This is a genomic window from Bacillus sp. SN1 (assembly GCF_002796895.1).
GTDB lineage: Bacteria > Bacillota > Bacilli > Bacillales > Bacillaceae > Bacillus > Bacillus inaquosorum.
The window spans coordinates 489,382-502,458 of the sequence record NZ_PHIE01000001.1 but is presented as its reverse complement, the minus strand read 5'-3'; the positions used below and the strand labels follow the sequence as shown (position 1 = coordinate 502,458).

At 42.2% G+C, this 13,077-nt stretch carries 14 protein-coding genes and 1 pseudogene; 5 read left to right on the top strand and 10 right to left on the bottom strand.

What is annotated here, in order from left to right; all coding sequences use genetic code 11:
• Positions 1-135 precede the first annotated feature (135 nt).
• Positions 136-1,038 carry a glutamate biosynthesis transcriptional regulator GltC gene (gene gltC, locus CVV77_RS02880; protein ID WP_019258572.1) on the top strand — a complete coding sequence of 301 codons (903 nt, stop codon included), beginning with the start codon at positions 136-138 and terminating at the stop codon, positions 1,036-1,038.
• Positions 1,039-1,092: 54 nt separating this feature from the next.
• On the opposite strand, the gene proB is transcribed toward gltC, so the two are convergent.
• The 4 genes from proB to CVV77_RS02855 form a co-directional block, all read right to left on the bottom strand.
• The gene (proB, locus tag CVV77_RS02875; protein ID WP_100274593.1) at positions 1,093-2,208 is read right to left on the bottom strand and encodes a glutamate 5-kinase; all 1,116 of its coding nucleotides are present in this window, start codon (positions 2,206-2,208) and stop codon (positions 1,093-1,095) included.
• Entirely contained in the window at positions 2,205-3,098 is an 894-nt protein-coding gene (gene proC / locus CVV77_RS02870) for a pyrroline-5-carboxylate reductase (protein WP_080030916.1), read from the bottom strand. Before proC ends, proB begins: the two co-directional genes overlap by 4 nt.
• Before the next feature lie 148 nt (positions 3,099-3,246).
• Positions 3,247-3,615, bottom strand: coding sequence for a replication termination protein (rtp, locus tag CVV77_RS02860; protein WP_003220337.1), 369 nt, complete (start codon positions 3,613-3,615; stop codon positions 3,247-3,249).
• Positions 3,616-3,914: 299 nt separating this feature from the next.
• The gene (locus tag CVV77_RS02855; RefSeq protein ID WP_003241915.1) at positions 3,915-4,631 is read right to left on the bottom strand and encodes a 3-ketoacyl-ACP reductase; all 717 of its coding nucleotides are present in this window, start codon (positions 4,629-4,631) and stop codon (positions 3,915-3,917) included.
• Positions 4,632-4,781: 150 nt separating this feature from the next.
• Here CVV77_RS02855 and CVV77_RS02850 point away from each other — a divergent pair, with 150 nt between their 5' ends.
• From CVV77_RS02850 to CVV77_RS02840, 3 genes and pseudogenes are all read left to right on the top strand, one after another.
• Entirely contained in the window at positions 4,782-5,087 is a 306-nt protein-coding gene (locus CVV77_RS02850) for a DUF948 domain-containing protein (RefSeq protein ID WP_100274591.1), read from the top strand.
• 68 nt (positions 5,088-5,155) lie between these two features.
• Positions 5,156-5,846: pseudogene (locus CVV77_RS02845) on the top strand (hypothetical protein).
• Between the two features lie 43 nt (positions 5,847-5,889).
• Complete coding sequence (locus tag CVV77_RS02840) at positions 5,890-6,423, top strand: GNAT family N-acetyltransferase (protein ID WP_100274590.1); 534 nt, start codon at positions 5,890-5,892, stop codon at positions 6,421-6,423.
• 186 nt (positions 6,424-6,609) lie between these two features.
• Here CVV77_RS02840 and CVV77_RS02835 read toward each other — a convergent pair whose 3' ends face one another.
• From CVV77_RS02835 to CVV77_RS02820, 4 genes are read right to left on the bottom strand one after another with little or no spacing between them, the layout of a single operon-like run.
• Complete coding sequence (locus CVV77_RS02835; protein WP_100274589.1) at positions 6,610-7,602, bottom strand: ABC transporter permease; 993 nt, start codon at positions 7,600-7,602, stop codon at positions 6,610-6,612.
• On the bottom strand, positions 7,596-8,342 hold the full coding sequence (locus tag CVV77_RS02830; protein ID WP_100274588.1) for an ABC transporter permease: 747 nt from the start codon (positions 8,340-8,342) through the stop codon (positions 7,596-7,598). Before CVV77_RS02830 ends, CVV77_RS02835 begins: the two co-directional genes overlap by 7 nt.
• Positions 8,343-8,351: 9 nt before the next feature.
• On the bottom strand, positions 8,352-9,290 hold the full coding sequence (locus tag CVV77_RS02825; protein WP_100274587.1) for an ABC transporter ATP-binding protein: 939 nt from the start codon (positions 9,288-9,290) through the stop codon (positions 8,352-8,354).
• Between the two features lie 13 nt (positions 9,291-9,303).
• Positions 9,304-9,855 carry a MarR family winged helix-turn-helix transcriptional regulator gene (locus tag CVV77_RS02820; RefSeq protein ID WP_019258581.1) on the bottom strand — a complete coding sequence of 184 codons (552 nt, stop codon included), beginning with the start codon at positions 9,853-9,855 and terminating at the stop codon, positions 9,304-9,306.
• A 141-nt stretch (positions 9,856-9,996) separates the two neighbouring features.
• Here CVV77_RS02820 and CVV77_RS21955 point away from each other — a divergent pair, with 141 nt between their 5' ends.
• A complete protein-coding gene (locus CVV77_RS21955) occupies positions 9,997-10,140 on the top strand; it encodes a hypothetical protein (protein WP_157796808.1) in 144 nt (47 codons plus the stop codon).
• A gap of 118 nt (positions 10,141-10,258) precedes the next feature.
• On the opposite strand, the gene CVV77_RS02815 is transcribed toward CVV77_RS21955, so the two are convergent.
• Both CVV77_RS02815 and CVV77_RS02810 read right to left on the bottom strand, forming a co-directional pair.
• Positions 10,259-11,503 (bottom strand): MFS transporter, encoded by a 1,245-nt coding sequence (locus CVV77_RS02815; protein ID WP_100274586.1) that lies wholly within the window; start codon positions 11,501-11,503, stop codon positions 10,259-10,261.
• Positions 11,504-11,597: 94 nt separating this feature from the next.
• Positions 11,598-13,061 carry an FGGY-family carbohydrate kinase gene (locus CVV77_RS02810; RefSeq protein ID WP_100274585.1) on the bottom strand — a complete coding sequence of 488 codons (1,464 nt, stop codon included), beginning with the start codon at positions 13,059-13,061 and terminating at the stop codon, positions 11,598-11,600.
• Positions 13,062-13,077 lie beyond the last annotated feature (16 nt).

Below are 13,077 nucleotides of genomic sequence, written 5' to 3'. Positions count from 1 at the left end.
CCCGATCAATTTCCGATAATACCGGTCATAAAATCTTACAACTCTATAATCATTGTAGGTTTTCAAAACGATATAAACAATATATAATTTAGATCAAAAGAATCTCAAAATGAGATAGATGGATGTGAGACAAACATGGAGCTGCGCCAACTGCGCTATTTTATGGAGGTGGCTGAACGTGAACACGTTTCAGAAGCTGCTGATCATTTGCATGTGGCCCAATCAGCAATCAGCAGACAAATTGCAAATCTTGAAGAAGAATTAAATGTGACTTTATTTGAGCGTGAAGGGAGAAATATCAAACTCACGCCGATCGGAAAAGAATTTTTGATTCATGTGAAAACGGCAATGAAAGCCATCGATTATGCGAAAGAACAAATTGATGAGTATCTCGACCCGCATCGCGGGACGGTAAAGATCGGCTTTCCTACAAGCCTCGCCAGCCAGCTTTTGCCGACTGTGATTTCAGCATTTAAAGAAGAATATCCGCACGTAGAATTTTTGCTGCGACAAGGCTCCTATAAGTTTCTGATTGAAGCTGTCAGAACCCGCGATATTGATTTGGCCTTATTAGGGCCGGTGCCGACGAACTTTCCTGACATAACAGGAAAAATTTTATTCACAGAGAAAATTTACGCGCTTGTTCCATTAAATCATCCGCTTGCCAAACAAAAAACGGTTCATTTAATCGATTTACGCAATGACCAATTTGTTTTGTTTCCGGAAGGATTTGTGCTTAGAAAAATGGCAATTGATGCTTGCAAACAAGCCGGCTTTGCCCCTCTCGTTTCTACAGAGGGTGAGGATTTGGATGCCATTAAGGGCTTGGTGTCCGCGGGAATGGGCGTTACCCTTCTGCCTGAAAGCACGTTTGCTGAAACAACACCTCGTTTTACTGTGAAAATTCCAATTGAGTTCCCTCAAGTGAAACGGACTGTCGGAATTATTAAACCGAAAAACAGAGAGCTTGCGCCGTCTGCGAATGACTTTTATGAGTTTGTCATTCAATTCTTCTCTAAGCTGGAGCAGTATCAATAAAAAAACGAACCCGAGCTTCTATAAAGAAGCTTCGGGTTTTTTGCTCTTGTCAGATTAATATACAGGCAAAGATAAATCCACATGGCACACAAATGCTTCCTGATCAATTACTGCTTTGTTCATCAGCTCTTTTTTCTTATCGAGTTCTTGAAGCTGTACAGAAGAATAATTGACGATTCCGAGCCCGATTTCTGCCCCTTGAGAATCCATCAGCCGAACAACTGATCCGCTTTTGAATTTCCCTTTAATCTCCTGTACACCGTCCAGATATAAACTCGATTGCCCGTTTGTTATTTTTCGTGAATAATCATCTGATAAAATCATTTCACCCTCTGGGCCGGAATTAAAAGCGATCCACTGCTCTTTATGGTTTAACGGAAGCGTTCCCTCTGCTTCAAAATAGGTGCCTTCTGCCTCTTGATGAACAGCTTGATATAAAATATCTTTTACATCTGCCTGACCAAGAAATCCTTTAATGCCAGAGGCCATTACGATTTTAAACGCATCAAGCTTAGAGCGCATGCCGCCGGTACCGACGCCGCTGCCAGTATCACCTGCGCACGCTTCGATGTCAGGCGTTATCTCACTCACCCGCTGCATCCTTTTTGCTTCTGGATTTGTGCGCGGATTGCTGTCATATAAGCCATCAATATCTGATAAAATCACAAGCATATCCGCATCAATTAATCCGGCGACTTTTGCCGCTAGTGTATCATTATCGCCAAACTTGAGCCGATTGACGGTCACTGTGTCGTTTTCGTTTATAATTGGGATGATGCCGCGTTCGAGCAGTACATTCATTGTATTCCGGACATTGTTATATCTGTATTCATCAGAAAAATCGCTTCTCGTAATTAAAATTTGGGACGCAACATAGCCATGCGCCAAAAACAGCTTTGAATAAGCCTCCATCAGCAGGCCCTGGCCGATTGAAGCTGATGCCTGTTTTTCTGGAAGCTTCTCGGGTCTTTGGATAAATCCGAGCTTCCGATATCCCGCCGCCACTGCGCCTGAAGAGACCAAAATCACTTCATAGCCGGCATCTTTAAGTTTGGCGATCTGGTCGACCAACGCTTCTAATTTTCGAATGCTGATTTCTCCATGAAGGCTTGTTAATGAACTGCTCCCAATTTTCACAACGACTCTTTTCATGTTAGTATCGGACGTCACTTTATCACTCCTGATAGCGGGGCAGCTGTTTTTTCGATATCGTCGCTGATTTCCTTTGAACGCATAGCCGCATGCTTGATCGCTTGAGAAATGGCTTCTCCGCCGCCGCTCTTTTTCAAGGCTTGCAGCCCGGCAGCTGTCGTTCCGTTCGGTGACGTGATATTGTCCCTTAAGACCTCAGGCTGTTCGCCTGTTTCCATGAGCATTTTTGCGGCACCCAAAAGCGTCTGTGCTCCGATGCTTCGAGATAACTGTTTATCGAGTCCTGCTTCCTCGCCTGTCTTCTCAATGAATTCCATTAAATAATAAAAATACGCGGGGCCGCTGCCGGCAATTCCGGTGAAAATGTCCATTTGATTTTCTTGAATTGTATAGACTTCACCCATGCATCCGAGCAATGCTTCGGCCAGCTTTTTCAGGTCTTTTGACACATACTTGCCAAGCGCAATGGCCGTTGCAGAAGCGCCAATCATACTGGATGTGTTGGGCATCACTCTGACAACCGGCTGTTCATTAAGCAATGATTGTTCAATATAAGAGGTGGTTATGCCGGCAAGGACCGACAATATTAATTGATGGGGTTGAATACGTGATTTTAGTGATGACAGAGCGCTTTCAGCGTCTTTTGGCTTCATTGCCAAAATGAGTACATCCATGTCTTCAATACATAGTTCATTGGGCGTAGCGCCAGTAATTCCATATTGAAGTTCAAGTTCAGCTAATCGCTCTGTATTGCTGCGGTTTGTAACGCAGATGTTTTGTTTCGGGATTTTGTTGGCACGAACGATACCTGATATCATTCCTTCCGCCATAGATCCTGCTCCTATAAAGGCTACTTTCTTTTGATCAAAGATCGGTAACATCTCCTTTGTTCGCTTTTTTGTTCGCATTTTCACACGTTTAAAATGTTACCACGTGAGGAAATGATGTCAAGTTTGAAGGTCATCATTGATTTGTATTGTTTCTTTTCGACAAATATGTATAATGAAAAGCAGAAAACACCCGATGCATCCTGCTGTGCCGGGTGTTTGTTTATATTTAAAAGTTATCTGAGAGCGCTTTTTCAATCAGTTTTTTACAGCGGTCCAGCTCAACTTTCAGCTGTTTTTTATATAGTTTGGCAGCCTCGTAATCTTTAAATTGATAGAGAACGACTTCCTGGAGCTTAGCCCCTTCTTTTTTTACTTTGATTTGCTTTAATATCCCGTCATCAAGAAGCTCATGCAAAGATCGGTATACTTCTGTATGATTTGGTTTAAAACCAATCTCTTTAAATTCAGACCTAAGCACTTCAAGCAGCTTCAATCCGTAGAGTCTCTCTTGCTCTGTCATCGTTATCATATAAAGTTTCAAAAATGCGCGCTGTTTAACTAAAAAACCAGTTGAACTTCTTTTTTCTTCTTTCATCATATGCACTCCTTCTTCTGTCAACTGAGAACACTATGTACTAAATATTCAATTTTAATCTATTGGTTTCCTTCTTTATATTAAAGACTGATAATCCAAAAATCTAATTTAGCTGTTTATATGTGGAGCGGAATATAAAAAAATAAATGAACATTCGGTACATAGTTTATTTAGTTCTATTATAGCCGATTTTCACTGTTATCTTCAATTTAAAACGATTGCTGGTTTTCGCGTATTCATTTACCAGTACGGATTACATTCAATTAAAAAAGCCTGTCTTGCGACAGGCTTCTCATTTTTTAGGGATTTGTTGACCATAATCCCGCTGTTTTGATGAAAATTCGCGGATCTAATTTCAATTGTGCCACCATGTATTCAGCAAGATCCTCTGGCTGCATAACCTTTTCAGGATTACCGTCTGTTAAGTTCAATTCGATAGACATATCACTAGCGACAGTGCTTGGCGTTAACGCGCTGACTCTGATATTATGCTTTCTCACTTCTTGCATAAGAGACTCAGTTAACCCGAGAACCGCAAATTTAGAAGCGCTGTAAGCACTTGTCACAGCTGCTCCTCTTTGGCCCGCTGTAGAAGAAATATTAATGATGTCTCCGGCTTTGCGTTCGATCATTTCCGGAAGCACCGCGCGAGTGACATGATACACACCCATTAGGTTGACTTGAATAATATCTTCCCACTCATCAGCTGACAGATCTAAGAAACCGCCAAATTTGCTGATTCCAGCGTTATTAATGAGGATATCGATATCACCGAGCTGTTCTTTCACTTGAGCTACAGCTTGATTAACCTGGTCGGCATCTTTTACATCTGCAGCAGCAAATGCAGCTTTTACACCAAGTGCTTTAACTTCTTCAGCCACTTTTTCAACATTTGCGGCAGTCCGGCCGATTAACCCGATATTCACGCCTTCTTTCGCAAGCGCAAGAGCTGTTGCGCGGCCTATCCCTCTGCCTCCGCCTGTGATAAGAGCAGTTTTATTTTGTAAACTTTGCAATTGAAGCACCCTTTCTTTGTTTACATATGTACGATATCACATTATAAGTACAACAAATCCAATACGCAAATCAAACGACCTGTGCAAATATCATTTCTTTTGATTAAAAAAGCGGAAACAGGGTAAAGACATAAGAAAAGGAGTGAACATATGGTTATTGTTTATATCAGCATCGTTGTATTGGCTATTTCTACAATTTTCTTAGGGGTTAATGTGATTCAAAACAAGAAAAAAATAGATCCCGCACTAAAAGAGCTCACCTCTGTTACGCAGGCAATGCAAAAACAAGTCGAAGGATTAAAGACTGAGGCGGAGTTGCTGACGCAAAAACAAAAGAAGATTCAGCAGGATGTCCAAATGAAAAAAAACGTATTTCGACTAACAACAGCTGAAGTGAAAGAAGTTCCTCAAGCTGTCAAAGAGGTGTGGAAGGCAGGACATTTAAATAGCAGATAAAGATGAATGATATCCCGTTGTTACGATCAGAATGGACAATGGGGTATCATTTTTAAGGAGGACTATGCATGATTGTAAACCGCCGCTGCTTAAAGGAGTTCGCAGAGAAACTACATTCTCTTCCTTCATCTCCTACAAAGTCCGATTTACTCATTTCTCCATTTCGTCTCCATCAAGAAAACGAACTTGGCATCTATTATTCACCTCATAATGAATATATCAATCGTGCTGCCACAATTGTGATTGCGGGAATCACGCCGGGGTTTTTTCAGATGAAAACAGCATACGAAACAGCCGCAGAAAGTCTGCGGCGCGGCCGGTCTCTTGAGCAAATGGCGGTAGACACGAAAAAAGCAGCAGGTCTCTCCGGTTCGATGAGGCATAACCTGATCAACATGCTGGATTTATGCGGGCTGCCGCAGGCTTTAGGCATTCAAAGCGCCTCACAGCTTTTTGGAGACTTGCGGCATATGCTTCATACCACTTCTGTTATCAAATATCCTGTCTTCTTTCAGCTAAAAAACTATTGACAGAACCGGCCCTTCTCATACCGCTGGGAAAAGCAGCCGAAACAGTATGTGATACACTGATCAGCCAGCACTGCATCCGGAATTTGTTTTGCCTTCGCGGCTTTCCCCACCCATCAGGCGCAAACGGCCATCGTTTGAAACAATTCAACAAAAACAAAGAGCAACTAGAAAGACAAATTCGTTCCTTTGCTGCCTCAGGTTTGATTTCACTATAGAAAAGAGGAAATAAAAGGGATATCATAAACGAAAACACAAACTTGGGGAGTGGTTGAATGTTTCCTGTATTAGAAACGGATCGGCTTACACTTAGGCAAATCACAGATCAAGATGCAGAAGACATTTTTGCTTGTTTTTCAAACCATAAGGTGACACGCTATTACGGAGTTGAAAACATGGAATCTATAGAACAGGCAACCTCAATGGTTCAAACGTTTGCCGGCCTTTATCAAGAAAAGCGCGGTATACGGTGGGGAATTGAAAGAAGAGACACTAAAGAATTGATCGGAACAATTGGCTTTCATGCTTTGGCCCAAAAGCATAGGCGTGCAGAGATCGGTTATGAAATCGTCCCGGCGCATTGGCGAAACGGATTTGCATTAGAAGCCATTTCAAAGGTTGTATCCTACGGATTCTCTGCCCTTGGACTGACGCGTATTGGCGCAGTTGTATTTACCGAAAATGAAGCATCAAATCGCCTGCTCGTAAAAATGGGATTCCAAAAAGAAGGTGTCTTAAGACAGTACATGTATCAAAATGGAGTCCCTTATGATACAAATGTGTATTCTATTTTAAAATCAAGAGAATGAATGGACGGCATTCTCTCGATCTGCATGTACATCCCCTTCCCTTTAAATGTCCGATTCAGGACCTGCACCAGCTATGACATCTTGATTCTTGATCACTTCCTTCAAGATTTTCACCTCTTATGCTCATATCACTTACAAAAATAAAAAAGATGCATAGTGGTCTATGCATCTCATGTTCTTTTTCCTCTATTCATAAATCCCTTTATTGGTCCTTCTTCTTGTGATAAAACCCCCAAGGAAACAAAACACAGCCGACCACATCAAAATATAGACAACCTGAGCTTTGTATTCCCACATTGAATGGCCCATTTCTACCCCGTGAATGAAAGTCATATACGCTTTTTGCGGCAGTATCGCACAAAGGGCATTCAATAATGGATGATGTGGAGCAAAAGAAATAAAACAGCCTGACAATACACACGTGATCACACTGATACCGCTCGTCATCAAACTGATGTTGCGATCCATCACAGAAGCCATAAAGATAGCGAATGCTGTTGCAAGCACTGTAAGAACACACAGTAACCCAGCAAGAATATCCAAACGGAAACCAATTTCAGCATGAAAGAGTACATGTGTAATCACGATGGCCAAGTAAGTGGGTATGTATAAACATAAAAACGTAAAGATAAACTGAACAAACAAATATTTCCCCACATGCACGGGAGACACTAAAATCCTTCTGAAGGTTTTGAGCATCCGGTCTTCTGGATATAACGCAGCTAATGCCACACCTTGCATCAATACAAGCATCACGATAAAGCCTAATATATTCGTTCCCGTTCCCCGTTCAGCCCTTAATTTATCCTCTCCCCGGTAGCTGCCTGGCATTTTTCCAGTCTCAAAAAATTGCTGGATCATTTTTTGATCCGCTTTACTTTTCAACGTGGTCACTTTGTAATCACGTTGATTTTTTTCTACGATGGCTGCATATTTCCCTAACACCAGATCAGAAAACTTCGGCTTCTGATGCACCGTTACCACTCTAAAAGCAGAATCACTCGGCATATGTTGCACGTTGTCCTGCTCTGTTACAAAAGCGATCGTTTCTTTGAAAACAGGCTTCCCGGAAAACATAACCGCAACGCCAATCATCAGAGGGATAATGATCACTGCAATGATGATAACGGCTTTTTTGGTCAGGATTCGCTCCCACCTGTTTCGGAATAAACTCAGCATACATATCCCTCCGGCTTAAATACAACATGCGAAACGGCAATACAAATGATTGAAGCCAATAATAGTCCTGACATAACAGGCAGCAGCATACAGAAATCGTGATCATAAATGAGGCGAAATGAACATTCTGTTACCCATTTAATCGGAGAAAGAAGCGATATCTGATTGACGGTATCTCCAAATCTATGAATTCCGAAAAATATGCCGCCAAAGAAAACAAAAAAAGCTATCGGAATTTGCATGATCCCGTTTGCCTGTTCTTCATTTTTCAACAAACAGCAGAACATTGTGCCAAAACAGCAGCCGAAAAATAAAAATACATACAATAAGAGCATGAAATACGGAAGATGTTGTCCTCCAAAGTTCAAATGAAAAATCGTTTGGGCGATCAACACATTCATGCTGTACATGATGACACTGAATATAAAGGTTGATAGTAATTTAGAAAGATAAATACTAGTTGTCGAAACCGGCGCATACACAATGCGAATGTTCGCTTTCTTCACCTTTTCCTCCATAAACGTATTAGAGGCCGTCATCGCAATCAGAGCCGCAGCAAAAATCATCATATTCACACCGTAATAATCATACGAACTGACACCGCCTGCTCCAAAGCTGTTTTTCGTAACAAAGCCCATGACCAGAATGAGAACGAAAGGAAAGGCCGTATTGGCGATCATAAGAACCGGATTCCTTAAAATATTCATAAAATCAAACGTTATCAATTTTAACAAACTCATTTTGCTCTCCTAATCTCTTAAATTTCTTCCCGTCAGCTCTAAAAATACCGTTTCTAACGATGCCTCTTTTTTGTTCATGCTTACGATGCTGCAGCCTTGGGCACCCAATTCTCCTATGATTTCACTCAGGTGATCTTGGTTCTGCTGAACGGTCACTTTTAGTTGATGGTCAGAGAAATCAACTCCTGTCACTCCTTTCATTTCTCTAATTGAGTTTTTATTTAATTGCTGAACATGCGTCAGCTGAAAAGCGTATGTTATGTCTTTATTCAATTCTCTGTACAGCTCTTCTTTTGTTCCATTGACAATGATTCTTCCTTCATTCATGATCATAATGCGATCCGAAATCGCCTCGACTTCTTCCATATAATGTGTCGAGTAAATAATGCTTGCGCCTCTTGTTTTCAGCTCTTTTATTGATTCTAAAATGTGATGCCGAGATTGCGGATCGATTCCTACCGTGGGCTCGTCCATGATAATCAGTTTCGGCTGATGGGCAATCGCACACGCAATGTTTAATCTTCTTTTCATCCCCCCTGAAAACGTCTTAGGCTTGTCATCTTTCCGGTCGTATAACTGTACAAGCTCCAGAGCCTCTTTTACTCGGGCTTTCAGTTCCTCTCCTTTGAGAGAATAAAGACTCGCAAAAAAACGAACATTTTTCTCAGCGGAAATCTCCTCATAAATCGCGATATCTTGAGGCACAATCCCGATGCCTTTCTTCATTTCCTTTGACCCTTTTTTCACACTATGGCCCAATATCGAAACGTTTCCGGAACTGGCCGACAATACCCCGGATAAAATATGAATGGTTGTGCTTTTCCCTGCACCATTTGGACCTAGTAAGCCAAGCACTTCCCCCTCTCTCACTTCAAACGAAATCCCATCTACCGCCGTTTTGTTTCCGTACCGCATTTTCAAATTTTCTACTGCCGCCACGTTGTTCATAGTTTGCTCCTTTTTACATTCTCCGTTTTGCGAATTCCTGCAATAAATTTGTTTTCAAATTGTCTCGATTTTGTTCAATGTCAAAATCAGCAGCATCTTCTTCAAAACCATCCTGTTCTTCTCCGTCAAAACTGTACAGTTTCTTCAATAAAACCCACAATGTTTCCAGCTCTTCAGTCGAAAACCCTTTAAATAGATCTGCCATAAAGTACACCGCTTTTTCACCGCATTCCTCCATGACACGCTTTCCTGAATCAGTAATCTTCACATTAACTGCACGCTTGTCGCGTTTACTTGGTACAGTGGTGACATAACCTCTTTTTTCAATACCGCTGACAAGTCTGTTGATGTTTTGTTTTGAAGTGCCTAATTTTTTTGCAATGTTGTTGAATGTCGTTTCCTCTTCCGGTAAATGCAGTATGGCAACCATCGTCATAAATTGCCTTGACGTTAAGCTTTCATAATAATCGTCCCCGCGTGATTGGATTTTGTTCAAAGCGGAAAAAAGTGTAGCGTAAGACTGCTGCATTAAAAATAAATCTTTCAGTTCTTTAGAATAATTCACGATGTTCCCTCCATAAAAAGACAATATATTGTCTTTATCATCATAACATTTCTTACTCAATTGTCAACATGTTGTCTATTTCTCTTTAGAAAAGTTTAACAGCTCCCTTGATAATTCATGCAATAATAACATACAGTGTTGATGGCTCATCATCGTGAATTCAATGAAGAAAAAAGCATTGGAGACCGCTATGAATCTGTTTTGGGAGAACATTCGGGCGAGCTAAAACGTGAAATTAACGGGGAACAAACGGCTCTGACTTTTATTTTGTTTCGTATCGGCTGATTGTGACGATGAAATCCCATCCAGATCAGTCATTTTTGCGGCATTCCTTATCGGAAATCTTACATTGATTGCTGAACAAATGACGAAAAAAACGCCCCTGAAACAGGGCGCTTTCTGATTAAGATGCACATTGAGGAGACGTTTCCTCCTGTACTGCTTTTTCCTCATGTATATGAATGCATTTCGTCATGACCGCACTCGCAAGATAAAGGATCGCAAAGATCCAGACAACACCTTGCGCCCCGATGAGACCGATGAACAGCCAAGCGAGCGCAGGGCCGACAAACGCTGATAAACCTGCAGCCAAATTCAATACAGACATGGCCGCTCCTTTGTCTTTTCCGGCCACCGTCGGCACAATTGCACCAATCGGCACATAGCCTGCCAGCAAACCTCCCCAAATAAAGCCGATCACGCTGACAACCGCTAAACTTCCGCCGGAGAAAACAGGTGCATAATATAATAGGACGGTGAAAATGCCGCAGCCGACTCCGCCGAACCAAATAACGGTATTTTTCCAGCCGAACTTATCGCCGACAATGCCAAAGAAGAGGTTGAACACAATGTTCCCCAGAAAAATCGTTCCCCAAATCTGCAGCCACACATTGGTTGAAATTCCATACTGAGCCATGTGCATCGGCAAAAAGACTGGGAAACCATATGTACCAATGCTGTTGATAATTCTGATGATTCCGCCTGTAAGCACCCGCGGATTCGTAAAAAGAATGGTAACTCCTTTTAAAAGCTCCTCGGCTGTTTCTGACCTTTTTCTTTTCTTCTTTTCAAAACGGTCTTTATTGATAAACAATGCGAAGAATGCACCAAGACATACCCAGAAAATAGAGCTCCAAAGCGTGTTCAAATAACCGAACGCTTTGATCGCGTAGCTTGAGTACCAAGCACCGAACACAAACATGCCCAGGCAATATGCAATCCAAAACCAGCCGACAGCAGTGCTCAGTTTGTTTTGCGGTGTTCTGTAGATGACCCATGTCAAGAAAGAATAAGCAAAAAGCGGGTAGCCTAACCCTTTTACAAAGTAAGTCACATACATTACAGGGAGGTTCAGCTGTTCAAATCCAAACACGATAAATGCAGCTGTACCGATCACATAAAACAACAGCCCCATAAACATCGTCCGTTTTGCGCCAAATGCTTCAAGACATACACCCGAAAACCAAGAAGCTATGGCAAGCGCAATTCCGTAAATGCTAAAAATTGAAGCGGATTGCTGAACGGTAAGCCCATTTTCGATCAGAAAAGGGCTGAGCCAGCCTTGTTCAAGCCCGTCTCCCATCATAAACAAAACAACCCCTAAAAACCCCCAGGCAAGCCGCTTTGGTATTCCAATTTTATCAAACATATCTGTCTCCTCCTTAGATGCTAATATCAATTACCGTATTACCTCATTAAAGCTGAAAATTAGATATTTCCTCAAAACAGCAGCAAATGCCGCCTTATAACAACACTTTGCTTTCTGAACCTGAAAAAAAGCGCTGTGTTTGCTTCCATTCCTCATATAAAGCCAGTTCGGCCTGACAATCCTGCGGTTCTATTACCCGGACAATTGCTGACATCTCTTCCGTCAATTGAAAGGTTTCATTGCAAATGACTGCAGCCCCAACGACAGATGCCTGATGATATCCCTCTTGGACATAGATTTTTTTCTGAAGAAGGTCCGCGATATATTGAGTGAGCGCTTTGCTTTGGAATCCTCCTCCACACACCCAAACATAGTCACGTTCAAACGGAGTAATCTCTGTTAATATATCAAAGTTCCATTTGATCGAAAATGCGATCTCTTGCAGCGCCGCACGTACAAAATGTGCTCTTTTTAAATGCGCTGAAAGCGGGGCATCAAAAAGAAAACCGCCTCTCGTTAACGCATTCTTTTCTGCCGATAAATAAGAACCGAGAGCCGCTACACATGCATTGTCTTCTTTAGCAAGTGCAGAAATCTCTTCCTCCATCACTTCGTACGATTCATTTGGATAAAAAATCTGTTTTAATTTTTGATAATTCAGGCCGGTAATTCCCGGATTTGTTTCCACAAGCCATTGGCCATGTTCTGTATGGCAGTTCAGCCAGGCTTTATGTTTTGTGTCGTCATGATCAGCAGTAATTTTGGTTATTGGCGTTGTTGTCCCAGATACGATGACGATGTCCTTAAGAGCAGCGCCGGTGCTTTTCACAGCCAGCTGTGTATCTCCGCCCCCTGCTATAACCTTTGCATGTATAGAAAGGCCTAATTCGGACGCAAACTCATTTGTTATCGTTCCAATCGCTGTTCCCGCTCTTACAAGAGGCGGAAGGATTGATGGGGAGAAGCCGAATATGCCGCACATCTCTTCTGACCAAGTGTTTTGCTTCACATCAAACAGCAGGGTTTCGGTTGCCTGTGAGGGTTCATATGTCAATATTCCGCTCAGCTGGTACGTCACCCAATCACTGATGCTTGTAAAGCTTGCAGTTTTTTCCCATAAAGAGGGCTGGCGTTCTTTTAAACCATAAAGCTTGAGCGCAGAAAAAAGTGCGGTCGGCAGGCGCCCTGTGCAGCTGTATATCTCTTCCTGATTGGGTATGCTCTCCTCCCACTCACGGCCGCGGTTATCAATGTTCGGCAGCCCTAGAAAAGAGTCACCGTTCTGATCGATCAGAACAATCCCCTGTCTTTGACTCGTCGATGTCAAACCTATTATGTCAATATCATGCGAACGGGAAAGCGCACGTTTTGCCAATCTCATGACTTGCTTCCACAGCACCTGAGGAGAAAAATAACGGCTGTCCGGGTAAAGCGTCTCGGTGGCATACACGATGTCCTCCCGTTCAACCCTTTGAACACTGCCTGATACACTCACGATCGCTACTCTCGCATTGCCTGTACCGATATCAAAAACGAGATAGCCTTTTTGTTTTTTCATTCCGTTAGCCTCCTTT

Excerpts from the sequence above, each read along its gene's own strand:
- CVV77_RS02840 (WP_100274590.1), top strand. The coding sequence starts at position 5,890 with ATGTTTCCTGTATTAGAAACGGATCGGCTTACACTTAGGCAAATCACA.
- CVV77_RS02825 (WP_100274587.1), bottom strand. The coding sequence starts at position 9,290 with ATGAACAACGTGGCGGCAGTAGAAAATTTGAAAATGCGGTACGGAAAC.
- CVV77_RS02830 (WP_100274588.1), bottom strand. The coding sequence starts at position 8,342 with ATGAGTTTGTTAAAATTGATAACGTTTGATTTTATGAATATTTTAAGG.
- CVV77_RS21955 (WP_157796808.1), top strand. The coding sequence starts at position 9,997 with ATGGCTCATCATCGTGAATTCAATGAAGAAAAAAGCATTGGAGACCGC.
- proC (WP_080030916.1), bottom strand. The coding sequence starts at position 3,098 with ATGCGAACAAAAAAGCGAACAAAGGAGATGTTACCGATCTTTGATCAA.
- CVV77_RS02815 (WP_100274586.1), bottom strand. The coding sequence starts at position 11,503 with ATGTTTGATAAAATTGGAATACCAAAGCGGCTTGCCTGGGGGTTTTTA.
- rtp (WP_003220337.1), bottom strand. The coding sequence starts at position 3,615 with ATGAAAGAAGAAAAAAGAAGTTCAACTGGTTTTTTAGTTAAACAGCGC.
- gltC (WP_019258572.1), top strand. The coding sequence starts at position 136 with ATGGAGCTGCGCCAACTGCGCTATTTTATGGAGGTGGCTGAACGTGAA.
- CVV77_RS02835 (WP_100274589.1), bottom strand. The coding sequence starts at position 7,602 with ATGCTGAGTTTATTCCGAAACAGGTGGGAGCGAATCCTGACCAAAAAA.
- CVV77_RS02850 (WP_100274591.1), top strand. The coding sequence starts at position 4,782 with ATGGTTATTGTTTATATCAGCATCGTTGTATTGGCTATTTCTACAATT.
- CVV77_RS02810 (WP_100274585.1), bottom strand. The coding sequence starts at position 13,061 with ATGAAAAAACAAAAAGGCTATCTCGTTTTTGATATCGGTACAGGCAAT.